17 protein-coding genes are annotated in these 24,516 nt (G+C 62.7%); 10 read left to right on the forward strand and 7 right to left on the reverse strand.

Translation table 11 applies throughout. The features are described from left to right. Positions 1–36: 36 nt before the first annotated feature. Positions 37–1,365 (reverse strand): ammonium transporter, encoded by a 1,329-nt coding sequence (locus AC6H4Z_RS05285; protein WP_497545690.1) that lies wholly within the window; start codon positions 1,363–1,365, stop codon positions 37–39. After that, positions 1,362–1,757 (reverse strand): P-II family nitrogen regulator, encoded by a 396-nt coding sequence (locus AC6H4Z_RS05290; protein WP_497545691.1) that lies wholly within the window; start codon positions 1,755–1,757, stop codon positions 1,362–1,364. Before AC6H4Z_RS05290 ends, AC6H4Z_RS05285 begins: the two co-directional genes overlap by 4 nt. A gap of 222 nt (positions 1,758–1,979) precedes the next feature. On the opposite strand from AC6H4Z_RS05290, the gene serA reads away from it, so the two are divergent. The 4 genes from serA (at position 1,980) to AC6H4Z_RS05310 (ending at position 6,862) form a co-directional block, all read left to right on the forward strand. After that, positions 1,980–3,626 (forward strand): phosphoglycerate dehydrogenase, encoded by a 1,647-nt coding sequence (gene serA, locus AC6H4Z_RS05295; protein WP_497545692.1) that lies wholly within the window; start codon positions 1,980–1,982, stop codon positions 3,624–3,626. After that, on the forward strand, positions 3,623–4,285 hold the full coding sequence (locus tag AC6H4Z_RS05300; protein ID WP_497545693.1) for an HAD-IB family phosphatase: 663 nt from the start codon (positions 3,623–3,625) through the stop codon (positions 4,283–4,285). The genes serA and AC6H4Z_RS05300 overlap by 4 nt, the downstream gene beginning before the upstream one ends. Before the next feature lie 93 nt (positions 4,286–4,378). After that, positions 4,379–5,599, forward strand: a complete 1,221-nt coding sequence (locus tag AC6H4Z_RS05305; protein WP_497545694.1) for a pyridoxal phosphate-dependent aminotransferase — start codon at positions 4,379–4,381, stop codon at positions 5,597–5,599. A gap of 30 nt (positions 5,600–5,629) precedes the next feature. Further along, a complete protein-coding gene (locus AC6H4Z_RS05310; protein WP_497545695.1) occupies positions 5,630–6,862 on the forward strand; it encodes an ROK family transcriptional regulator in 1,233 nt (410 codons plus the stop codon). Positions 6,863–7,113: 251 nt separating this feature from the next. Here the strand turns inward: AC6H4Z_RS05310 and AC6H4Z_RS05315 are convergent, their stop codons facing one another. Beyond that, a complete protein-coding gene (locus AC6H4Z_RS05315) occupies positions 7,114–8,691 on the reverse strand; it encodes a RagB/SusD family nutrient uptake outer membrane protein (protein WP_497545696.1) in 1,578 nt (525 codons plus the stop codon). A gap of 18 nt (positions 8,692–8,709) precedes the next feature. Continuing rightward, positions 8,710–11,898, reverse strand: coding sequence for a SusC/RagA family TonB-linked outer membrane protein (locus tag AC6H4Z_RS05320; protein WP_497545697.1), 3,189 nt, complete (start codon positions 11,896–11,898; stop codon positions 8,710–8,712). Between the two features lie 331 nt (positions 11,899–12,229). Between AC6H4Z_RS05320 and uxuA the strand changes: the two genes are divergently transcribed. From uxuA to AC6H4Z_RS05335, 3 genes are all read left to right on the forward strand, one after another. Then, the gene (gene uxuA / locus AC6H4Z_RS05325; protein WP_497545698.1) at positions 12,230–13,288 is read left to right on the forward strand and encodes a mannonate dehydratase; all 1,059 of its coding nucleotides are present in this window, start codon (positions 12,230–12,232) and stop codon (positions 13,286–13,288) included. Between the two features lie 114 nt (positions 13,289–13,402). Beyond that, a complete protein-coding gene (locus AC6H4Z_RS05330; protein ID WP_497545699.1) occupies positions 13,403–15,244 on the forward strand; it encodes a GspE/PulE family protein in 1,842 nt (613 codons plus the stop codon). A gap of 174 nt (positions 15,245–15,418) precedes the next feature. Then, a complete protein-coding gene (locus tag AC6H4Z_RS05335; protein WP_497545700.1) occupies positions 15,419–16,825 on the forward strand; it encodes a hypothetical protein in 1,407 nt (468 codons plus the stop codon). Here AC6H4Z_RS05335 and AC6H4Z_RS05340 read toward each other — a convergent pair. Genes AC6H4Z_RS05340 through AC6H4Z_RS05350 form a run of 3 tightly spaced genes read right to left on the reverse strand, consistent with a single transcriptional unit; the run spans position 16,789 to position 19,985 of the window. Then, positions 16,789–17,964: a glycosyltransferase family 4 protein gene (locus tag AC6H4Z_RS05340; protein ID WP_497545701.1), complete on the reverse strand. Its 1,176-nt coding sequence runs from the start codon at positions 17,962–17,964 to the stop codon at positions 16,789–16,791. The genes AC6H4Z_RS05335 and AC6H4Z_RS05340 overlap by 37 nt on opposite strands. Before the next feature lie 33 nt (positions 17,965–17,997). Next, positions 17,998–18,711 (reverse strand): DUF2334 domain-containing protein, encoded by a 714-nt coding sequence (locus AC6H4Z_RS05345; RefSeq protein WP_497545702.1) that lies wholly within the window; start codon positions 18,709–18,711, stop codon positions 17,998–18,000. After that, positions 18,708–19,985 (reverse strand): glycosyltransferase, encoded by a 1,278-nt coding sequence (locus AC6H4Z_RS05350; protein WP_497545703.1) that lies wholly within the window; start codon positions 19,983–19,985, stop codon positions 18,708–18,710. The genes AC6H4Z_RS05345 and AC6H4Z_RS05350 overlap by 4 nt, the downstream gene beginning before the upstream one ends. A gap of 232 nt (positions 19,986–20,217) precedes the next feature. On the opposite strand from AC6H4Z_RS05350, the gene AC6H4Z_RS05355 reads away from it, so the two are divergent. From AC6H4Z_RS05355 to AC6H4Z_RS05365, 3 genes are all read left to right on the forward strand, one after another. Beyond that, positions 20,218–21,966: a bifunctional diguanylate cyclase/phosphodiesterase gene (locus AC6H4Z_RS05355; protein WP_497545704.1), complete on the forward strand. Its 1,749-nt coding sequence runs from the start codon at positions 20,218–20,220 to the stop codon at positions 21,964–21,966. A gap of 145 nt (positions 21,967–22,111) precedes the next feature. Continuing rightward, positions 22,112–23,041 carry an ATP-grasp domain-containing protein gene (locus AC6H4Z_RS05360; protein WP_497545705.1) on the forward strand — a complete coding sequence of 310 codons (930 nt, stop codon included), beginning with the start codon at positions 22,112–22,114 and terminating at the stop codon, positions 23,039–23,041. Positions 23,042–23,300: 259 nt separating this feature from the next. After that, a complete protein-coding gene (locus AC6H4Z_RS05365; RefSeq protein ID WP_497545706.1) occupies positions 23,301–24,485 on the forward strand; it encodes a LacI family DNA-binding transcriptional regulator in 1,185 nt (394 codons plus the stop codon). The last annotated feature ends 31 nt before the right edge of the window (positions 24,486–24,516 follow it).

A 24,516-nucleotide genomic window follows, 5' to 3' on the forward strand; every position in this document is an offset into this window, starting at 1 on the left:
TACTCGACGTGCGTGTGTGGGGGTGGGACCCCGTCCTTACGCTGCTTCTGACGCGCGCACGACGACCTTCGCCGTCGTGGGAATGAATACTGGTTCGTTGATGCCCAAGCCGCCGGTACCGGCGAGACCCGACATCTCTCCGTCGTCGTAGGCGTGCTCGCCATGCTCGCTCACGTCGACGCCAGACATCTCGTTCGGCAGCGGAATGCGTAGCGAACCAACCGCGCGAAGTCGCGCGAGCGCGAGGGCCGTCACCGGTGCGGTGAACGCGATCGTGCATACGACGGCGAGCACCTGAACGCCGAAGAGCTTGGCGTTGCCGAACAGCAAGCCGTCGGCGCCTGATGGATTCACGGCCTTCGACGCGAACACGCCGGTGAGCACGGCACCAACGATGCCCGCCACGCCGTGGCAGGCGAATACATCGAGTGCGTCGTCGATCGACGTCCGGCCGCGATATTGTACGGCTGCGTAGCTCGCACAGGCACCGAGAATGCCAATCAGGATCGCCGAAAGCGGTGAGACGTATCCGGCGGCGGGCGTAATCGCCACGAGTCCGACCACGGCGCCTGTCGCTGCGCCCACAGCTGTCGCTTGACCACCGCGCACGAAGTCGATCGTCAACCACGCGAGCAGTGCAGCAGCAGCGGCGGCGTGCGAGTTCACGAGCGCGAGTGAAGCAATGCCATCGGCGGCGAGCGACGAACCAGCGTTGAAGCCGAGCCAGCCAACCCAGAGCAGGGCAGCGCCGGTGAGCGTGAACACCACGTTGTGCGGCCGAAGCGGCGTGCGCCCAAAATCTCGGCGCTTGCCGAGCATTGCTGCGGCGACGAGCGCGGCGGTGCCCGCGCTAATGTGTACGACTGTTCCGCCGGCAAAGTCGAGTGCGCCGAGCTTGTGCAGCCACCCGTCGGTCGCCCAGACCCAGTGCGCGAGTGGATCGTAGACGAACGTCGTCCACAGCAGCGCGAACAGGATGTACGCGTGGAAGCGAATTCGCTCGACCATTGCGCCGGAAATGAGCGCGACGGTGATGCCTGCGAACATCGCTTGAAAGCCGACGAAGGCGAGATGCGGAATCGTCGCGCTGTATGGGCCTGCTGCGACACCGACGCCGAGGAGGCCGGCCCACGACAACGAGCCGATGATTCGTCCCGGGCCAAAGGCGAGCGAGTATCCGCCGAGCACCCACTGAACACCGACCACCGCGAGCGCAGCGACACTCATCATGAACGTGTTGAGGACGGCGCGCGTGCGAACAAGTCCACCATAGAACAGCGCCAGCCCGGGCACCATGAGCAGCACTAGTGCGGTGGATACGAGTACCCACGCAGTATCGCCGGCAGAAATCGTCGTTGGGGTCATACCAACTCCTGAATGAGTTGTGCACGACTCTGCACTTCGTCGGCGGTGACGGGCGTGAGCGCGTCGCGATCTGCTTCGCCGGTGCGGATGCGAATCACGTGGTCGAGCGGTTGGACGAAGATCTTGCCGTCGCCGACGTCTCCCGTACGGGCGGCCTGGAGAATCGCGTCGATCGTGGGCTGCACGAACGATTCGGACACGGCCATTTCGATGCGCACTTTTTCGCGGAACTCGAGCACGACGGACGAGCCACGGTAGTGCTCGACGATTTCCTGTTCGCCGCCGTGGCCGCTCGCGCGCGATAGCGTCATCCCCGTCACCCCAACGCGAAACAGCGCTTCCTTCACGGCACTGAGTCGCTCTGGGCGAACGACAGTCACGATGAGCTTCACGATCTCTCCTCTTCGCGCGGAATGGGTGCTGGAATGGCGCACGATAGGCCAAAACCGACGAAGTGTCAACCAAATAGTGCAAAATACGCACGAAAGTCGGTGCATTGGCTATTTGTATGTCAGAAATACAAATGCACACGAGAAAATATTTGCAAATCGGACGCATTTCTTCGTACATTGAGTTCGGACACCGACTCCCCTCAGCCGACGCCTCTACTGTCTATGCGAAGCTTCAATGTCTTGGTGACCGACCAAGTCGATCCCGAGGGCGTCGAATTGCTCCGCGCCGCAGCCGGATTCCACGTCGACGAACGACCGACAACGCCATGGCGCGAGTTGCTCGACGTCATCGGCGACTACGACGCCATCGTCGGACGCAGCGCGACGCAAGTTCCTGCTGAATTGCTGCGACGCGCACGCCGCCTCCAGGTCATCGGTCGCGCAGGCGTCGGCACCGACAACATCGATATCCCCGCGGCCACGTCACTCGGCATCGCGGTCATCAACGCGCCCGCCGGCAATACGGTCTCCGTCGCCGAGCTGTTTTTCGGATCTCTGATCTCGCTCGTTCGCCACCTTCCCGACGCATTCGCATCGATGCGCGCGGGACGTTGGGATCGCAGCGCGCTGCTCGGCACCGAGCTGCGCGGGCGCACGCTCGGCATCATCGGACTCGGTCGCATTGGCGGCGAGATCGCCGTACGCGCGCGCGCATTCGGAATGTCGCTCATCGCCTACGATCCATACGTCACCGCCGATCGCTTCGAGCGGCTGCAGGCAACGCGCGCCGAAGATCTCGATGCGCTGCTCAAGGCAGCGGACATCGTCACGATCCATACGCCGCTCAACGACGAGACGCGCGGAATGATTCGCGCGCGCGAGCTCGGTCTGCTCCACGACGGCGCGATCATCGCCAATCTCGCCCGCGGCGGTATCATCGACGAAGCCGATCTCGTCGCCGAGCTTGCGACCGAACGCCTTCGTGGCGCACTCATCGATGTCTTCGTCAAAGAACCGCTCGGCGCCGACCATCCGCTGCGCAGCTCGCCCCGCATCGTGTTGACGCCGCACCTCGGCGCATCGACTGCCGAGGGGCAGCGCAATGTGTCCGTCGACGTCTGCGCCAGCGTTCGCGATGCCCTCCTCGGTGGTCAACTGTCGAGTGCGGTGAACATCGACGGCGGAGAGAACGTGCATTGGGACGAGCTCCGCAATGCCATGCTGCTCGCGCGTCGCTCGTCGGCCATGGCGCGTGCACTGCTCGCCGATCGCGGTGCTCGCGCCGTGGAACAGCTCACGCTTCGACTCGGACGCCAGCTCGTGCACGCCGACACGTTGCTGCTGTCGGCGGCGGCGATCGGAGTCGTGGAAGGTGTCGTCGAAGGAACGCGTCTCAACATCGTCAATGGGCGGGCGCAGGCCGAAGCGCGCGGTATCGTGCTCGCCGTTGCGCCCGCTGTCGCGGCGGATCAGCCGTATCTGCTACAGGTCACGGTGCGAAGTGACGGCGACGAAATCACGGTAGCGGCCGTTGCTGCACCGGGTGCGAGCCCGCGCATCACGCGCATTGGAGAGTTTGCGGTCGACGTGTCGCCTCGGCGTACGATGCTTGTGTTGACCAACGCCGACGTACCCGGCGTCATCGGGCGCGTCGGAACGTTGCTCGGCGACGCCGGCGTCAACATCGCCGAGTATCACCAATCGCGAACGTCACAGGGTGGCAACGCTCTGGCTGCGATCACCGTCGACGGCACGATCGACGCGCACTTTCGCAAGAAACTACTCGCGAGTCCGGATGTTCGGTCCGCGACGGTTGTGAATTTCACCGATTCTGACCTCGACGACGACTCTTCTGGGATGGCATCATGACCGTGAGCGCAATGACCACGACATTTCGCAGCCTCGTTCTCGACGTCGATTCGACGCTCTCGGGCATTGAAGGCATCGACTGGTTGGCCGCACGACGCGGTGAGATCGTCTCGCGCCGTGTGGCGGATCTGACGCACAAGGCGATGCAGGGCGCGATTCCGCTCGAGCAGGTGTACGGCCTGCGACTAGCCGAGATTCGTCCGCGACGCGACGAAGTGGATGCGCTGTCGCGCGCGTACGTCGACGCAGTGGCGCCTGGCGCGGTCGAGGCGATCGCGCGCATTCGACGCAGCGGCGTGCAGGTCGTACTTGTCAGCGGAGGCATCAGCCACGCGCTGCTGCGTCTCGCGCTGCACCTCGGTCTCGGACCGGCGGATGTACACGCCGTGCCCGTGCGCTTCGACGCGGGCGGTGCGTATGTCGGGTTCGACGCGAACTCGCCGCTCACCACGACGGATGGCAAGCGTCAGGTCGTCGCCGATCTGCATCTCGACGGACCGATCGTCGCCATGGGCGACGGTGCGACCGACCTCGCCATGCGCGATGTCGTTCACACGTTCGTCGCCTTCACGGGTTTTGTGAATCGCGCGACGGTGGTGGAGCACGCCGACTTCGTCGCGACATCGTTCGCCGACCTCGAAAATTTCATGTTGTCTTGAATCCGCGGGTGACGGTTGGTGTATCACTCGCCGTCACCACGCGCTCGACGCTTTTCCCTCCCTCCGCCACTACCACTTCCCTCTGAGGCTCGCATGCAATCTTCGGCGTCGGACACGTCCGCGACACATCGACTCGACAGCATCTCGCTTGGCAAGATCGTTCAGATTCGCGAGATCCTTCTCCGCACGCAGGCGAAGGGCGCGCGAGTCATTCGCTTCGAGTCGGGCGATCCGAGCTTTTCGGTTGCACCGCACGTTCTTCAGGCTGTGGCCGACGCTGGCGCCGCGGGCAAGACGCACTATGTGCCCAACGACGGGATCCCTGAGCTCCGCCGCGCACTCGCCGAAAAGCTGCGCACGAAGAACGGCATCGCGGAGATCCTGCCCCGGGACATTTTCCTCACGAACGGCGCGATGCACGCGCTCTACGTGACGTTTGGCGCGCTGTTGAACCCGGAAGATGAAGTAATCATCCCGGATCCGATGTGGACGGAGGTTGCGGAGAACATTCGCCTCGCCGGCGGCGTCGTCGTGCGAGTACCGGTGAACTCGGCGACTGACTACGCGTACGATCCTGAAGCGGTTGCGCGAGCGATCACGCCGAACACGCGCGCGATCTTCGTCAACTCGCCGCACAATCCTACTGGTGCGGTCATGACTCGCGAGTCGCTCGAAGCACTCGTGACCGTGGCGCGTGAGAACGACCTGTGGATCGTTTCGGACGAAGCCTACGAGGATGTGTTGTACGAGCCGTACTCGCATACCTCCATCGCGTCGATCGCAGGCGACTACGCCGATCGCGTGATCAGCGTCTTCTCGTTCTCCAAGAGCCACGCGATGAGCGGGCTTCGTGTCGGCTATGTTGCGACGCGGTCGGCGATGCTGCAGGAGCGCATTCAGAAGTTGCTTCGCTGCACGATCAACGGCGTGAACAGCCTGGCGCAGTGGGCCGCGGTCGCGGCAGTTACGGGTCCGCAGGAGCACCTCGCGGTAATGCGCGCTGAGTACACCGTTCGCCGCGATCTGCTGATCGACGCACTCTCGGGTATTCCGGGCGTCCAGCCTTTCACGCCGCGTGGCGCCTTTTACGTATGGGCCGAGCTCGGTCAGGAGGTCTATTCGCGCCTGGGCGTGCGTGGTGCTGACGAGCTATCGTCGCGGTTGGCGGCAAACGGAATCGGCAGCGCGCCGGGCGATGCCTTCGGCGAGCAGTGTGTTGACGCAATTCGCTTTGCGTTCAGCTGCGATACCGAGATGGTTCGCACGGGCGCCGAAGTGCTTCGTGCGGCGCTGACCGGTGAGGTCGCGTTGTGATCACACTGCGCGATCGTCAGGTCGCAGAACATGCGTAAGATCAACACACGGAACTATCGTCTGGCCACTCGCGCGACGCCGCGCGAGGTCAACAGGCGCATAGTTCTGAATCTGATCCGCGAGCACCAACCGATTTCACGCGCAGAGTTGGCGCGTCGGATGAATGTGCGGCGCGCCGCACTCACGGCGATCGTTCGCGATCTGTTGCAGGCGGGCGAGGTCTACGAGACCGGTCCCGCGGCGTCGGTACGCGGCCGCCGTCCGACTCTCATCCGTGTGCAGACGAGCGGGCGTTTTGCCATTGCCGTCGACGTGCGTCCGGGGAAGACGTCGATTGCCCTCGCGGACTTTAGCGGCGCCGTTCTCGATCGTCGCGTGTTCGACACACCGCGTCAGCCGGCAGATCTCGCCAAGTGTCTCGTCACGCATGTCGAGTCGATTCTTGCGACGCGCCCGGATGGTGATGGCGAGACGCCCGCGTTGCAGGGCATCGGTATCGTCGTGCCGGGAATGGTTGACCGTCGCTCCGGGCAGATTCTGTACGCTCCGCGACTCGGGTGGCGCGACGTGCATCTCCGCGACGCCGTGCGCGAACATCTCGACGTGCCTGTTTCGGTGGAGAGTGCACCGATTGCGTGTGCGCTCGCGCGACTCTGGCTGATGACGGGCGAGCCGCGCGCAGTGAATAATTTCGCCTATGTCAGCGTCTCTGATGGTGTTGGCGTCGGCATCGTGATGGCTGGCGAAGTGCTGCGCGGCGAACATCACACCGCGGGCGAACTCGGGCACGTCTCGCTCGATCCGAGCGGACCGCTGTGCGCCTGCGGTAAGCGCGGTTGCTGGGAAGCCTTTGCCTGTAACTCGTCGACGATTGCGCGGTACATCGAGGCGGTTGCCGGCCCGAGTGCGAGCGGCGGTTCGAAGGGGAAGCGCGCACCGGCGGTTGAAGAGATCATTCGACGCGCGCAGCAGGGCGAGCCAGCGGCAGTGAGTGCTCTCACCGAAACGGGAAGGCAGATTGGTCGCGGCCTCGCTGCGGTCGTCAGCGCATACAACCCGAAGCGCTTGTACATCGGCGGCGAAATCACTGCCGCGTGGGATCTCATCGAGGGTTCGATCCGCTCATCGCTGGTCGAGGGAACGCTCACCGACGCGGCGCGCGCGACGCCGGTATATCCGGATTCGAATCCGGCGGAGTATCGTCTCCTCGGCGCAGTCGCGCTGGTGGCCGCGCCGACATTCGCCGCTCTGCGCGTCGGCTGATGCTTTGGTATCGCGTTCTCTGAATGCCTCGCTCGTTCCGGCCATCGAACTACTGATACACGAATCGCACGAATTACTGCAGAATGACTCCTTGCGTGGATCGGAGTTCGTAGCCGGTCAGCAAGAGCAGTATTAGTGTTTCATTCGTTCTATTCGTGTTATTTGTGTCGAAGAAGGCGACCCAACAAACACAAAACGCGTCCGACGCGATACGCTGCGTCGGACGCGTTCTGCTTAGGAACCGGAGCGACCTACTGCGGCCAGCCCGGATTCTGATGGCCCTTCAGCGCTGGGTTCAGATCGATCGCGCGCTGCGGGATTGGAAGAAGCTTGTACGTGTCGGCGATCGGTGTGTTGTTCGCCTTCGGGAACTTGCTGCTGCTCGAGCGTGCGAGCTTCATGCTCTGCTCGACCCGCGCCTTAGCCCACGCCCAGTTACGCTGACTGTCGAAGTAGCCGTTCGGGCCTTCGAGCGACAACTCCCAGCGACGCTCGTTGAACACTGAATCGCGGAACAGGTCGTGGCTGAGTCCGGGCGTCATTGCAGGAATGCCCGCTCGTGCGCGGATCGCATTGACGGCCGTGTACGCCTCGGCCGTTGGTCCGCCGGCTACTTCGTTTGCCGCTTCGGCGATCATCAGCAGCACTTCGCCGTAGCGTAGCACGATGTAGTTCGGCTCTTCGGCGCTCGTTCCCGTCATGAGAGGATCGAGGAACTTGCGCGGGAAGGGCGTCTCGCTCGCGTATGGCTGCGAGGCCGTCAGCGCTTCGTTCCAGGTGACGATCGTGCCGCCCTTGTTCCAGGAGAACACGAACGTTCCGTCACGGCGCTTGTCATCGGCGCGGAACGAGTGGAACCAGATGCTCTCTGCTTCGAACGATCCGTTCGTCGATGCGCCGAGGTATGGTGCGGTCGCGTTCGCGGCCATGTGCGACGAGATGCGGCCGCCGAGTCCATTTGCGCGAATGCACTGGATATCAAAGATGACTTCGCTGTTGCGCTCCTGCACGGTACCGCCGATGAAATCGAACAGCGACTTGTAGTCGGCGACGAGCGAGTAGTCTCCGTCGGCCTGCACCTGACGTGCATACGTGAGCGCGTTCTGCCAGTCGGCAGTCGAGCCGACGCCCGTACCGGCGCGCTGCAGATACACCTTGGCGAGCAACGTCTTCGCGGCACCCTTCGACGCGCGGCCGATGTCCGAGCCGGTGTACGCCTTCTGCGACGGCAAAACCGCGATCGCGTCCTTCAGATCTGTTTCGATCTGCGCGTAGACTTCCTGCGCAGTGTTACGCGGGATTGCCAGGCTGTCGAGGCCCTGTGTTTCGTGCAGCTTGAGCGGAACGCCGCCATATAGACGCACGAGGTTGAAGTAGTGCGTCGCGCGCAGGAACTTCGCTTCGGCCACAATGCGGCTGCGAAGCGCCGTGTCCATCGAGATGCTCGGTACGTGATCGAGCACCGAATTGGAGCGATTGATCGCGTCATACGCGGCAGCCCAGATCGACTGGACGTACGCATGGCTGACAGGAATCGCGTACACGTCCGGCTGCATGCGCTCGTTCGTCGCGCCGAGGCGCGACGTCCACATCTCCGTCATGTGCTCGACGATCATGACGAGGTTGCGGCCGTAGTAGTTGTCGCCGGTACTGTTGATGAAATCGGCATACACGCCGTTGATCGCGGCCTGCGCGTCACCGGCATTGTTGTAGAAGTTGGCCGGTCCGATGAAGTCGAACGGCCGTTCAGTCAGGAATTTGTTGTCGTCACAGGCGAGAATGAAACCCATCGCGCCGAGGGCGACGACTGCTGCCCATCGCTTATGCATGTGTAGTTGTCCTCGCGCTCAGTAGGAAACGTTGACGCCGAAGGTGACGCTCTTCGCCAGCGGATACGCGCCGACGTCGATACCGCGGTTCGTGTTGCCGAGGCCGAGGCTGCTCACGTCGGGATTGAAGCCGCTGTAGCTCGTCCAGGTCTTCCAGTTCGACGCCGTGACGTAGACGCGCGTCGACGTGACACCGATCCGCGACATCAGCTTGTCGGGAAGGGGATAGTCGACCGTGATGTTGCGGAGGCGAACGAACGAGCCGTCTTCGAGCAGGTCGCTCGTGATGTCCGAACCGATTGTGCCCGGCGTGAAGTTGATGCGCGGGTACTTGCCGTTCGGGTTCGTCATGGACCACGCGTCGAGCCAACGATCGGCAACGATGTTCGTGGCCGGGCTGCCCTGCTCGAGGCGGATGTTGTTGAGGTTCAGGATCTGATTGCCGCGCACGAAGTCCATCATCGTGCTCACGCGCAGTTGCTTGAACGACAGCGTGTTCATCCAGCCGCCGGTGAACTTCGGGTTCGGATCGCCGATGATCGTGCGGTCGGCAACCGTGATGGCGCCGTCGCCGTTGACGTCGACGAGCTTTGCGTCGCCGGCGTTCCACTTCGTACCGGAGAGTGGCTTCACCGCTGTCGTGTACGCCGCCGCCGTCGCGGAATCGCGCAGCAGGCCATCGGTCTTGTAGCCGTAGAACACGCCGAGCGGGTAGCCAACCTGGATCAAGCTGCCGAGCAACTTGAGATCGGAGTTGACGCTGTTGGCGAAGATCTGCTGCACGCCGCCGCCGAGATCGAGAACCTTGTTGCGGTTGCGCGAGTAGTTGAACGTGGTCGTCCAGCCGAACGGACTCTTCTTTCCGTCGAGAACAGTGAGCGTGACTCCGAGCTCGACACCGTTGTTCGTCACCGCGCCCGTGTTCTGCAGCGCCGTCGCAAAGCCCGACTCGAACGGTAGGTTGACGGCGAGAAGCAAATCGTTCGTCTTCTTCTTATAGATGTCGCCGGAGAGACTGATTCTTCCGCCCCACACACCGAGGTCCACGCCGTAGTCGACCTGCTTGGTCGATTCCCAACCGAGGTTCGGATTGGCGACTGATGCCGGGTAGTAGCCCGGGACCACGGTGCCGGCAAACGTGTACTGCTGCGACAGCAGGTGTGCCATCGACTGATACGGGCGAATCGACGGGTTGCCGACGGTACCCGTGGTGACGCGGAACTTGAGCAGCTCGATCGCCGGGAAGCGTGCCATGAACGGCTCGTCCGACACGCGCCAGCCGAACCCGGCCGACGGGAAGACGCCCCACTGGTGATCCTCGCCGAAGCGCGACGAGCCGTCGCGACGGCTCGTGACCGTGAAGAGGTAGCGGTTGAGCAAAGTGTAATTGAGACGCCCGAGGTAGGATGCGAGCGTCCAGCGCGTGTGGCCTGACGTAACGTTCGGTCCGCCGATCTGCGTGCCCGAGCCGATCGATTCAAAAACGTCGATGTCGCTGACGAAGTTGCTGTTCTTGATCGTGCTGTTTTCCAGATCGCTCTGCTGCCGCGAATAGCCAACAACCGCGTCGAACGCGTGCATCGTTCCGAAGCTGTGGTTGTACGACAGCGTGTTCTCGTTCAAGAAGTTCGTCGTCTGCGTCTTACCGCGAATAGCCTGACCGTTCACCTGCGAACCCATGAGCGTGGTGCGCGGGTAGTACGTGTCGCGCCCGCGGTTCGAAAGGTCGGTGCCGACGCTCGATTTGAACTTGAGTCCTCCAAACATGTCGTACTCGCCCGACGCGTTGGCAAGAATGCGCGTGTCGAGGAGCTTGTCGGTGACGTCGTTCGCCATCGACACCGGGTTCGCGAGATTTGACTGCGCCTGCAACACCGTGGACGGGCTGTTGAGACTCATCAACGTGTACACGCCGTTCGCCTGGCGGACCGGAAGGATCGGGTAGTAGTCGACCGCTGCGCCGACTGCGCCGGCGCCGCCGTTGAGCGATCCATCGGTCGGAATCGACTGACTCTGAGCGCGGCTCAGCGTGAGGCTGCTGCTCAACCGGAAATTGTCGCCGACGGCCTGGTCGAGATTGCCGCGCATCGACGTGCGCTTGAAGCCCGAGTTGACGACGACGCCGTCCTGTTGATAGACGCCGCCCGAGATCGCGTAGCGCGTGGCGTTCGTTGCACCAGCGGCGCCGGTGACACCCACCTGAACATTGCGCATTGGGGCGCTGCGGAAGATCTGCGACTGCCAATCGGTGTTCGATACCGACGACGGATCGGCGAAGATGACGCCCGTGCCGTTGACGACCGACCATGCGTTCGCAAATTCGGCGAACTGCTTGCCGTTCAGCAGGTCGTAGCGGTGAGCGACACTCTGTGTGCCCGTGTACGAATCGAGCGTGAACTTCGGTCGCGCGGTCGAACCGTGCTTCGTCGTGATGATGATGACGCCATTCGCGCCGCGCGCGCCGTAGATCGATGTCGCCGACGCGTCTTTGAGAATCTGAATCGACTCGATGTCGTTCGGATTCAACGCGGCCATCGGGTTCGATGGCACCGTCGTCGTGGCATCGCGACCGCCGTCGCTCGGACTCTGGTTGTCCGGATCATTTTCGATCGGGAAACCGTCGATAACGTACAGCGGTTCATTGTTCCCGGTGACCGACGCGCCGCCGCGAACGCGAATCGACAGTGCACCGCCCGGAGCCGCGGACGCTTGAGTCACCATGACGCCGGGAGCCGAACCCTGGAGCGTTTGCTCGAGAGAGAGAACGGGTGTCTGGTCGACGTTCGGCGTGACCGATGCGACGGAGCCGGTGAGATCGGAGCGGCGTTGGCTGCCGTAGCCAACGACGACCATCTGATCGAGCGTGACCGACGCCGTCGCCATCGCAAAGTTGATCGTCGCCGTCTGGCCGCTGGTCAGCGTCACCAGCTGGTCGGTCGGCGCGTAGCCGATTCGCGAGGCGCGCACACGCTGCGACCCGGAGGGTGCCGCAGCAATCGTGAATTTTCCGTCGGGGCCTGTCCGGGCGCCGGCCTCGGTGCCGACCACGATCACGTTGACGTTGGCGATCGGGGCTCCGGCGGTCCGATCAGTGACGGTTCCGCTAATTCGAGCGGTGCCGGTTTGGGCCGACGCTGCCGACGCCGCTGCGACCAACAGCGTTCCGGTAACGGTGGCGAGTTGTCGTGCGGCTCGCATCCAATGCATTCGGGGATCTCCTCCAGGTGACGCGTCGCGACTGGGATTTGTTCTTACAAAGAACAATATTGGTCCACCACTTCGCCTACTGATTTGATACGAGAGCGAAACCGCCTGGTGGGCGATTTTGTTCGGGGGAGGAACTAAAGCGGCCACAATCTGTGACGATTCACGCAGAAGCGCCATAGCGGCCTTCGAGGACACTGGTCCCAGATCCCAGGTCACTGGTCACTGGTCTGAGTTCACAGGGTGACGCCCACGGCCCCATTGCTCGGCCCGCCCTCTATAATGAAGGCGGAAACCCTGAGACCAGAGACCTCAGACCAGAGACCCACGACCTGTGAAGCCCTCTTTCCGCTGGTTCGGACCCACCGACCCCATTCCGCTCGCGCACATCCGCCAGATTCCCGGCGTTCGGGGCATCGTCAGCGCCCTCTACGACGTGCCCGTCGGAGATGCCTGGCCACGCGAGGGGTTGGAGCGCCTGGCCGAAACAGTCGACTCGGCGGGGCTGGAGCTCGCGGTCATCGAGAGCATTCCCGTCCACGAGGACATCAAGCTTGGTCGGCCGACTCGAGACCGCCTCGTCGACCAGTACTGTGAGAGCATCCTGCGCATGGGAGCCATCGGCGTGCCGGTGCTCTGTTACAACTTCATGCCGATTTTCGACTGGACTCGTACCGACCTGGCCATGGCCATGTCCGACGGGTCCACGGCGCTGTCGTATGACGACGCGACACTGGCGCGCATCGATCTCTCCAAAGGAACGGGAGACCTCCCGGGATGGGCCGCCGCATACGACGCCGAGTCGCTCCAGGCGCTGATCGCCGGCTACTCGGCAATCGACGCCGAGCGGTTGTGGGAGAACCTTGCCTTTTTCCTGCAACGAATCGTTCCAGTGGCCGCCAGCGTGAAGGTCAAATTGGCCATCCATCCGGACGATCCGCCGTGGCCGATTTTTGGTCTGCCGCGAATCATTACCAACGCCGCCGCACTCGATCGACTCACGCGCATCGTCGACGATCCGGCGAACGGCGTCACGTTCTGCACTGGTTCTCTAGGCGCAGATCCATCGAATGACTTGCCCGCGATGGCGCGTGAACTCGGGGCGCGCGGTCGCATTCACTTCGCACATTGTCGCAACGTGCGTCGCACGGGTGAGCGTCGCTTTCATGAGAGTCCTCATCCAACGCAATTCGGTGACGTAGACATGTATCAGGTTTTGCGCGCGCTGCACGATACTGGATTTGCAGGCCCTATGCGCCCTGATCACGGACGCATGATCTGGAACGAAAAGGGACGCCCTGGCTACGGTCTCTACGACCGAGCGCTCGGCGCCACGTATCTGCAGGGCGTTTGGGAAGGCATCGCCAGGAGCCAGGCAGGACGAATTGACTGATTGTCTCCGAAATCACAGCGCTTCGGCGGCTGTGATGGCAAAGATTCTTGACACAGCGAGGCGCAGCAGCTTCGCCGTGGAAGTCGTTTAACCTGCTTCCAATTCTTCTCGCCGATGGCTGCTCCCAACATCAACACGGTCGAACGCATCGGCGAGCTTTTGCTCAAAGAGGGCCTGATCACGCAGGAGCAGTTGTCCAAGGCCCTTCAGGAGCAGAAGCAGAACGGAACGCGTATCGGCTACAACCTGGTCAAGCTCGGTTTCGTTCCGGAGCTGGAGTTGACCAAGGTGTTGGCCAAGCAGCACAAGATGCCTGCTGTCGATCTCTCGCGCTTCGAGCTGGATCCGAAGATCGCGAAGATGATTCCGGCGGATCTCGCGCATAAGAATCTCGTCATTCCGCTCAAGCGCGACGGACGCACGCTCACCGTCGCGATGGCCGATCCGGCGAACCTGGGTGTTCTCGAAGACCTCAAGTTCATCACGCGGTACGACATCTTCCCCGTGCTCGCCGGCGAGTTCACGCTGCGCGGGATGATCGACAAGACCTTTGGCGCGACCGAAGATGCGCAGATGGCGTCCCTCATGGACACCATCAACGAGCTCGAGGCCGAGGGCGGCGGCGACGTCGAAGTCGTCGAGGAAACCGAAGAGGAAGTCTCGCAGGCTGCGCTGCAGGCGCAGATGGAAGACGCGCCGGTCGTCAAGCTGATCAACGCGATTCTCACCGATGCGGTGAAGCGCGGCGCATCCGACATTCACTTCGAGTGCTTCGAGCACGAGATTCGAGTTCGCTATCGCATCGACGGCGCGCTGCAGGAAGTGATGAAGCCGCCGATGAAGCTCAAGGCTGCGCTCATCTCGCGCTTCAAGATCATGTCGCAGCTGAACATCGCCGAGCGACGCGTGCCGCAGGACGGTCGTATCAAGCTGAAGATGGGCAACAAGGTCATCGACTTCCGCGTGTCGACGTTGCCCACGCTCTTCGGCGAAAAGATCGTTCTCCGAATTCTCGACAAGGGCAACCTCACGTTCGATCTCTCGGCATTCGGCATCGAGCCACGCGCCGAGCAGGATCTCATGGAGGCGGTCCAGAATCCGTACGGTATGGTGCTCGTCACCGGTCCGACGGGTTCCGGCAAGACGACGACGCTGTATTCCGCGCTCTCGAAGGTCAACCTGATCGACGTCAACATCATGACGGCGGAAGATCCCGTGGAGTACAACCTCTTCGGTATCAACCAGGTCCTGGTGCGCAACGAAATCGGCATGACGTTTGCCGCGGCGCTGAAAGCGTTCTTGCGTCAGGATCCGAACATCATCATGGTCGGCGAGATTCGAGATCTCGAAACTGGCGGTATCGCCATCAAGGCCGCGCTCACGGGCCACATGGTGCTCTCGACGCTGCATACGAATTCGGCGCCTGAGACCGTGACGCGTCTGCTCGACATGGGCCTCGAGCCGTTCAACGTGGCCTCGGCGCTCAACCTGATTTTGGCGCAGCGTCTCGTGCGCAAAATCTGCTCGAGCTGCAAGGTGCAGTACGAACCGACGACCGAGGAGCTAACCGCGGCCAAGGTCACGCGCCAAACGACGATGCGCGAGCTTCGGTTCACCGAAGAAGCGCTACAGAACGCGAAGAAAAAGGCGACGAAGGAAGCGGTGCCGTATCTCGAGACCCTGAGCCTCGACACCACGATCGGGGAGCTCGGGTTCTTCAAGGGCAAGGGCTGCGACGCGTGCAATGGTACTGGCCTCAAAGGACGCCAGGGTGTGTACGAGGTCATGGTGATGACGCCGCACGTCCGAAAGCTCGTGATGCAGAACGTCGGCGCCGCCGAGATCAAGGACGGGGCAATCGAGGACGGCATGCTCACGCTTCGCATGGACGCGTGGCTCAAGGTCATGAAGGGCCTTACGACGACCGAGCAGATGATTCGCGAAACGTCTGCGTGAGCTGAGGCGCTAGGTGCTGGGCGCTAGGCGCTAGGTGCTGGGCGCTAGAGATTCGGAGGGGGCCTGCGCTGCGCGCAGGCCCTTCATTTTTGTGTGCTCTTCCGTGCCCCCGTCCGAATGGGATATCATCTCACGGGCCTTCCCGAGAACCCTCCCCTCACGAGAGATCCCGCAATGCGTTTTCTCCTCACGCCCCGCCGTGTCTGGCGCGCTGCTTCGGTCGCGCTGCTCGTAATCGCGGTTCCAGCTGTCGCACAGAACTCCGTCGCCGACGACTGCTTCAACGCGCGCCAGGAGGAGAACAAGCGGCACAATGACGCGCTGGCCGAGATTCACAAGCGTGAAATCGACGTCGATGCGGATTACAAAAAAGCGATAACGCGGTGCACGGGTAGCGGAGCCAATGACTGTCGTGCCGCAGCCGCAAAGAAGCGCGAGGCGGACATGATGCCGCTGCGCGCCGACAGAATTGACGAAGACGCGAGAAACGAGAAGGCGTACGTCGACATCAACCGGACCCGTTGCGTTTCCACCGCCGTTCGCTCGTCGGGTTCGCCGAGCACGCCGGCGAAGGACACCGGCGCCAATAGCGGCAACGAGATTCTCTCGTCGGGCGATCAGACGCGCCTGTTCAAGCTATCCGCGCAAATGGATCAAGTCGCGGAGGAGCTCGACGACAGCGGCAATCCGGGATTAGAGTTCGCGAAGGGCCTGGCCGACTGGGCCAGCGGCACGTTGAAGTTCCTCGCGCAAAAGCCTGGTGTGCCATTGCAGCAGATGGCGAAAGGCATCGCGGACTATCTCACGAACGACAATGCATCGAACCACAAACGCCTTCGTGCTGCTGCTCAACAAGCGGTGAAGGAATTCCAGAAGAACCCGGCGCGGTTCATAGGACAAAATCTGCCGAACGCGCTACCTGGTCCGGCCGCACTCGGAAAAATTCCGGCGTTGCGACAGATCGCTCAAGTTGAGAAGGCTGCGGTGCGGCTCGAGGCGCTCGCCGCTACGGAGGCCAAGTTTGGAAGCGCCTACACGAAGGCGTTGCAGGACGGCGCGAAGGCCGGCGCAAAGGCGCCGGCGAAATGCTTCGCGGAGAATGCGTGCTTTCCGATCGCGCTGGCTGAGGCGGAGTTGTACAAGACCGGCGGACCGGCTGGCACCGGACAGCCATGGCGCATCCGCGGTGCCAAGCCCTGGGGTGCTGACGACCTCGCACACACGGGTGATCAGATTCGCGAAAGGCTGAAGCCGTACGGCGACGGCTTCGCTCCGCGTCGCACGGGTACCTACAATCCCGAGCAACTCGACGCCATCTGGGAAGGCAACCCGATTTACATCGAAGGGGGAGCGGAGAAGATCCGCCAGATGGTTCAACGCGAGGGAGTCGGCAGCCAGGGAATCGTGATGGTCGAATTCGAGCGATTGCCGACGGACGCTCCCGACGCGGTGTTGGGCCACGTGCTCAACGTCCGCAACCACAACGGCGTCGTCGAGTTCGTCGACAAGACGATGCACGGGATGGACCCCGCGTTCTATTTCCCTCAGGTCAAGAACTTCTGGTTCTTTCCGATGCCGTAAGTCGGCGCAGGCGCAGTCTGCGTCGCTTGCGTGAGTACGCTGCGGTAGTCGCGCTCGAGCCCATCGAATACCGCGATCCAACTCCGCTGGGCCATTGCCGCAACGCCCTGCGCTTTGCGTCGACCGATACCGTCAGAGTTCGCCAGCAACGACCGAAGCTCGCCAGCGAGTGACGCCGCGTTGCCCGGGCGAAAGAACAGTCCGCAGTCATGCGGTAGCACTTCGCGCGTCTGCGGTACGTCCGCGCCAATAACGACGAGCCCAGACGCCATCGCTTCCTGGGCGACGTTTCCGAACGTGTCTGTCGTCGATGGAAAAAGAAACACATCCGCGGATGCATAGACTTCGCTGAGCGTCGTCCCGCCAATGCGTCCTGTGAACACTGTCCCTGCGGGGGCGCGACGCCGGCACTCGAGTTCATACGGGCCATCGCCGGCGACGACGCATACGACGTCGCGTCGCTCACTCGCCAATTCGCTCACCGCGTCGAGGGCAACGTCCAATCCCTTCTCGGCCGCGAGTCGGCCGACGAGTGCGATGACGATCGTGTCAGCATCGGCGCCCCAACTCGTGCGCAATGATTCCGAGCGCCAACGCGGATTGAATTGCGCAGTGTCGATGCCGCGCCCCCATACCGACAGGTTCTCGAAGTCGTGCGTCTTCAGTTCCTCGACGATTGCCTGTGTTGGGCAGAGCGTGCGGCGCGTGCTGTTGTGGAACCAGCGAAGAAATTTCCAGCCAATGCCGGAGATCGCGCCGAGTCCGTAGAACTCGGCGTACTTCGACAGACTCGTGTGATATGACGAAACCATCGGCAACCCGAGCTTTCGTGCTGCTCGGCGGCCGGCGAGTCCGACGCCAAAGGGTGTAGCGAGATGCACGAGATCTGGCTTCCACGCGGATAGCGCCGCTGCCATGCGACGCGTTGATGGCGCGGCGAAGCGAAGCTGTGGGTACAGCCACAGCGCGCGACTCTGAAACCGTTCGACCGACGCATCCTCGGTTGCTTCGGGGTCCGTCGTCGTGAAGACGCGCACGTCGTGACCACGCGCCTGCAGCGCCTCGGTCGTGCGTGCGAGCGTGCGTGCGACTCCGTTCACCTGAGGCGCGTAGGTGTCGGAAACGATGGCAATCCTCATCGGCTCATTGTCGGAGGAAGAACAGGGCAGCGTTCACAAGGCGGCGTACGCCCACGGAGTGCGCTGCGAAACCCAGTGGTCGAGCGTGGCTTCGATCGAGGCTGCGGTTGCTTCATGTCCGAGATCCTGCGGGTGCAACGCGATTCGCACGAGCCAATGGCGTCGATGGCGCCAGGAAGCAAACGACACGACGGACGGCGACACGCGTGCGCGCCACTCCGTGCGTGCGCTCCAGCGGACGACGGGCGACTCGAGACGCGTTCCTCGATTGTGGAGATAGACCGCGCGGGAATCTTCGCTAACACGAAGGCCGTGTTGGCGAATCAACGGGGCACAGTCTCGCTTCGAGAGCCAGGCAGGCGCGACGAAGCCCATCGGTGAAAGGCCAGCGCGCTTGAGTCGAGCGAGTCCGCGGCCAATTCGAACGCCCGCCGCGTCGGCGTTGAGCGTGAGAAACTCGCCTTCGCGATCCGTTCGCCCAATCGCGCGAACTTCATCGGCAAAGCGGCGCGGGAGGCCAATCTCGTCGTGGCGTTCGCCGTGCAAGAAAATATCGGATCCTTCCGCAGCGCGCTGACGCGTCCAGTCAGAGAAGAAGCGAAAGTCTTCGAGTGGCCATTCGCCGTGCCAGTTGGGAACGACGAACAACGCGGGCAGGATGTCGCGATTTGCGCACATGCTCCAAAGGCGTTCGATCGCGGGAGCGTGCGCTGGCGTGACGTCGTGAATCGAGACGAGCAATTTCATACGTCGAGTATCCTTCGGTACACCGAGAAGATGCGATCGAACACGTAGTCCCACCCGTGCTCGCGTTCGACAAAGGCGCGTCCCACTGCTCCGAGTTGATCGGGTTGGCCGCCAAGGCAACGGCGTAGCGCGTCGGCGAGCGACTCGGCATCGCCAGTGCGAAAGAGCACGCCGCCATTCGAGCGCCGTACCTGCTCGGCGACGCCACCGCGATCTGCGCTGATCACGGGAGTTCCGCACGCGAGTGCTTCCAGTGCGGCGAGACCAAACGTCTCCACGGGGCTCGGCGCTAGATACGCGTCGCTCGCGGCGAGAAGGTCGGCGACGTCCTCGCGCGATGCTTGAAAAGGCAGGAACCGAATCGATGTACCTGCTGCGCGCGTGGCGAGTTGTCGGGCGAGCGGACCTTGGCCGACGATCGCGAGCGTCGCGCGCTGATCAGGATCGAAGCGTCGCCAACCATCGATTGCCGTTTCGAGCGCCTTCTCGGCAGCGAGTCGACCGGCGTAGACGACGAGCGGACCGTGTTCCGGGAGACCGTGAAAGCGGCGCGTCTCGCGCGCTCGTGCACGTCGCCAGGGTGCAAACGTCTTCAGGTCGACGCCGAGCGGCACGCGAACTGTTCGCGTGACGCCGGCGCCCCTGAGCTCGGCGGCGGCCGATTCGGACGCGACGAGGGTTGAAAGAAAGAGTCTGTCCAGGCGTCGTGCGTATGAACCGAGTGCGTTCCGCATGATTGCGCTTGCAACGCCGGCGTTGGCGAACGACGTCGTGAGACTCGTGTGGTAGAACGAAACCAACGGAATACCGGTGCCGTGCGCGGCGTGCGCAACGACCCATGGAACGAAAACCGGGCTGCCGACTTCGATCACGTCTGGCCGTTCGTGCGCGATGATTCTGCGGAGTGATCGCGTCGCGAGCAGAAAGCGATACTGCGGCTGGCGCGGCACGCGCGGCCCGCGCAAACGATACCAACGAACATTGTCCTGATCCGTGACCAGGTCTCGCGCTGCGGGAATCACCAGCACGTGGCGCAATTCCGGGTGCGCCGCGACGTACTCGCTCTTCTGTTGGAGATAGGTGCGTACGCCGCCGCTCGTCTCTCCGAACCACTTCGTGACGTCGAGGACCGTGAGCTGGCCGGGACGACGGCGCACTGGAGGCAGAACGTCCGCGCCCATCCGAATCGCGTGCGCTCCCGCCGCTTCGTTCGGCGTGTCGAGCATCAACGAATCGAGGATCGTCGAACGGTCGCAGTGGGCGGCGGCGGTCATCGCTCGCGTGCGGTCGAAAGGGGGATCGCCATGAGCTCGGTTTCTCGGACGCAGAAACAGTCGGGGAAGCTCGTCACGATTCGTTGCAGGGCGAGTAACAACGACGTGCGAATTGGGCATGCTCTCGCGTTGTGACAGAACGCAGGCCGGACCGTTACACACGAGCGCGCAAGTAGATCGTCGGAAGGCCGATGCTAAGTGCGACAGCCTTCACCCTCACCAGCCGTGGTTCGTGATCACTCTCGAACAGATCATTGATCAGAAGCTTCTCACGACGCACTTCCAACCGATCGTCGACCTGACGCGTGGCGCGATCATCGGGTATGAAGCACTGACGCGCGGTCCGGTGGACACGCCGCTCGCGCTCCCGGGTGCGCTGTTCGCGGAGGCAGCTCGGGCTCGCGCCGTGGTTCAGCTCGAGGAGCGGTGTTGGGCATCGGCACTCGACAGCGCAGCGCGTCAGGCCGGACGACGGGCGCCGCATTCGCGAATCTTCATCAACGCACTCCCGTCGACGTTGCTGCATCACGACTTCGAACGGCTGGTGCACGGTCTCGTCGACCGTGCGCAGTTGCAACCGTCGCAGATCGTGCTCGAACTGTCGGAAGAAACGCGCATCGACGACTACGCGTCGTTCCGTGCGGCGATTTCCGGATATCGCATCGCGGGCTTTGGCGTTGCCGTGGACGACGCTGGCGCCGGACACTCCGGCCTGCAGATGATGGCCGAGATCGTTCCCGATCTGATCAAGATCGATTCGGGGCTCGTGCGCGAAGTACACCAGCACAAAGGCCGTCGCGCGACGGTCGAAGCACTGCTCGTGCTCGCGCGCTCCTTGGCGATCGAAGTTGTTGCCGAGGGAATCGAGACGGAGCAGGAACTCGAGACGCTTCGCGATCTCGGCGTTCAACTCGGCCAGGGATTTCTGCTCGCGCGTCCTGCTCCGCGCATCGCCGACGAGATTTCGCTTGGGCCGACGTTGGCTGCCGCGGAGCGTCTCCCGGCTGTCACGGGAGCGTCGTCCTCGGACTCGATCGGACGACTCGCGGTGCACGGCGCGTCGATCGAGACGGGGACGGACCTCGAGGCGGCGGTACGCGCATTCGAGGATCAGCGATTGGATGGTGTTGTCGTGGTCGACGGAGGCGCGCCCGTGGGACTGCTCATGAAGTCGCAGGTGTATCAACTACTCGGCCGCGCATTCGGTCGTGAGCTGTACTTGCGGCGGCCAGTGGAGCAGGCGGCGCGACGGCCGCTAGTCGTCGAGCGGAGTATGTCGCTCGATGCGGTGTCGCGTCTTGCGATGGCTCGCGATCCGCAGTCGCTCTACGATCATGTCGTCGTCACGGCGTCTGGGATCTTTAGCGGCATCGTCTCGGTTCAGCGTTTGCTCGCCGCGATCACCGACGCCCGCGTCGACGCCGCGCGCAATGCGAATCCGCTCACCGGGCTTCCGGGCAATGCGATGATCGAGCGCGAGCTACGTCATCGAATGCGCGATGAGGAGCGCGTCGCGCTCATGCACATCGATCTCGACGACTTCAAAGCGTTCAATGATGCGTACGGGTTTCACCGCGGTGACCTGGCCATCACAATGACGGCGGATATTCTCCTCGTCGAACTCGCTGAGACGTGCGGGAATCATTTTCTCGGGCACATCGGTGGCGATGATTTCTTAGCGATCGTCGAGGCCGCCGCGGCAGAGGATCTCGCCGAGCGTTTGGCGAGCGAGTTCTATCGGCGAATCGCGAGTCTCTATGACGAGGCCGATCTTCGTCGAGGGTGGGTGGCGGCCTCATCGAGAGCTGGCGAACCAGAAGTGTTTCCAGTGATGACGCTTAGCGTCGCAATGGCGTATGTCGAGCCGAATGATCAGCGACACTATGCCGAGTTGCTCGACGAGTTGAGCGGGGCGAAACGGAGTGCGAAGCAGCGCAAGCGCGAGCGTCGCACGGCGGGACTGCGTCTGCTCGCTACGTGAGTTAGCGCGCGATCGCGTTGTATGCAGCGCGCTCGTCCGAGCTCAGCGGTTATTGCGTTATTCGAGGTGGATGACGAAACGCTGGTGGACCGTCTAGCATTACAATCCGGCGATCGTGTTGCGGCTGAAAGTTCACAGGGTGGACATGCTGAAGATTGGTCTCATTGTTGGACGGGAGTGGTCGTTTCCGCCCGCCTTCATCGAGGAGGTAGCACGCCGTGACGAGGGCGTGGTTGCCGAATATGTGAAGCTTGGCGGCACGCGAATGGACGATGATGTGGACTACGCCGTGATCATCGATCGCCTGTCGCATGAAGTGCCGTACTACCGGACGTTCCTCAAACATGCTGCGCTGCATGGCGTGACGATCGTCAACAACCCGTTCATGTGGTCGTCGGACGACAAGCTCTTTGGCGCGTCGCTCGCCACGCGCCTCGGAATACCGAGTCCACGTACGATCGCGCTGCCCAATCGTGAGTACGTGCCGGGCATCAAGCACGATGAGAGTTTACGAAATCTCGAATATCCGCTCGATTGGGACGAAATTCTCGAATACGTTGGGTTGCCGTGTCTGCTGAAGGACGCGCACGGCGGTGGCCGCAAGGATGTCTATGTCTGCCGCTCGCTGACGGATCTGATCCACAACTACAACTCGTCTGGCCTGCTCACGATGATCGCCCAGGAGTTCATCGAGTGGGATCAGTTCGTCCGCTGTCTGGCGTTTGGCCAGCGTGACGTGCTGCCGATGAAGTACGATCCAAAGGAGCGGCGGTACGTCGTGGAACATGGCCACCTGTCGGCCGAGCTCTGCTCGCAGATCGTCAGTGACTCGCAAACGCTCATGCGCGCGCTCGGCTACGACATGTGTTCGTTGGAGTGGGCGGTGCGCGACGGAATTCCGTACGCCATCGATTTCATGAATCCGGCGCCGGATCTCGAGCTGAATTCGCTCACGCCGCACTACTTCGAGTGGGCGGTGAGCCATATGGCTGACCTGGCTATTCGGTTGGCCAAGGCGACTCGGCAAACGCGCGACCCCTCCAAGGGAGAGTTCCTGCTTGGCCGGCGCGAGTAGCGCACACATAATCTGCTGGTTTCATACTGGCGTTATGGTGCGCTGAGTATGTCCTGAAAAATCAATACAAATCGTCGCTGACGATCCATCTGGTGCTCGCTCGGACGGGAGGCGTGCCGCGCTGATCAGCGAGCGTCTGCGTCTCGTCTGACGTCATTGCTCATATTGACAATATCAATATCACGGCCCTAAGGTTTGGCGGAGTCAACGGATAAACACTTCCCGCGTATCGGAAGTCCCTCCCGCCCGGGCCGTCAACGTGAGCATCGATCCCGCCTCAGGCACGCCGCTCTACCAGCAGGTCGCCGCCCACATCCGCAGCCAGATCGTGTCCGGGCGCATGCAAGTCGGGACACAGCTCCAACCCCACCGACAGCTCGCCGAGCATTACGGCGTTTCGGTCATCACGATCAACAAGGCGCTGTCGGGGCTGGTCAGCGAAGGAATCCTGCACAGCCGGGTCGGTCGCGGAACGTTCGTCGCGGTCCGACCCGCCGCCGCGCAGGGCACGCGCTCCGACCGCGTACTCGGTTTCGTTCTTCGCGATCTCAACAGCCCGTTCTTCTCGCTCGTCGCGCACGCCGCTCAGCAGCGCGCCGACGCGCTTGGCTACGGACTGTTGTTCGCGGCGAGCTCGAATCGCGTCGATCGCGAAGACGAACAGATTGCGCGTCTCCGCGAACTCGGCAGCCCTGGGCTGATCATCGTCTCGATGAGTCGAACGTACCACCCGAGCAACGCCATCCGCGGGTTGCATCGGAGCGCGTTCCCGTACGTGATGGTGTCGTACACCGAGGGCGAGGACGTGCCGTTCATCGGACTCGACCTCGATCGCGCCGGGCAGCTCGTCGGCGAGCACCTCGTTGCTGGCGGTCGTCGACGATTCGGTTTCGTCGGCGACAAGTTTGGCAGCCGCATGTTCGACATTCGCGGCGGTGGATACGTACGCTCCGTCGCGGAGCACGGATTCCACGTCGATCCCGCGTTCACGTTCGAGTATCCGAACGACGGCGAATGGAACGACTATCGATCGGGCTACGAAGTCGGCCAGCACGTCGCCACGCTCGCGTCGAAACCCGACGCCATGTTCTTCCACAACGACCTCGGCGCGCTCGGCTTTCAGGACGCGATGTTCGAGGCGGGGATTCGGGTTCCCGATGACATCGCGATCGTCGGGATTGACGACATCGAGCTGGCATCGCGGGCACGTGTTCCACTCACGACTGTGCGCCAGCCGAGCGACCTGATTGGCGCGTTTGCCGTCGACACGTTGTTGGCGCGTCTGCGCGGCGAGCAGCCGCCGGTGCGCCAACTGCTCACTCCCGAACTCATCGTGCGCCGATCATCCAGTTCGAGCGACGTCGACGCTCCGGTGATCGCCGTTTCCCGTCCCCGCGCATTGCGGTCGCTCAAGGAGCACACCGCCGTGCCGCACGGACTTTAGAGTATGCCAATTCACAACCCAATGATGCGCC

The organism is Leucogemmata humicola (genome assembly GCF_055379415.1).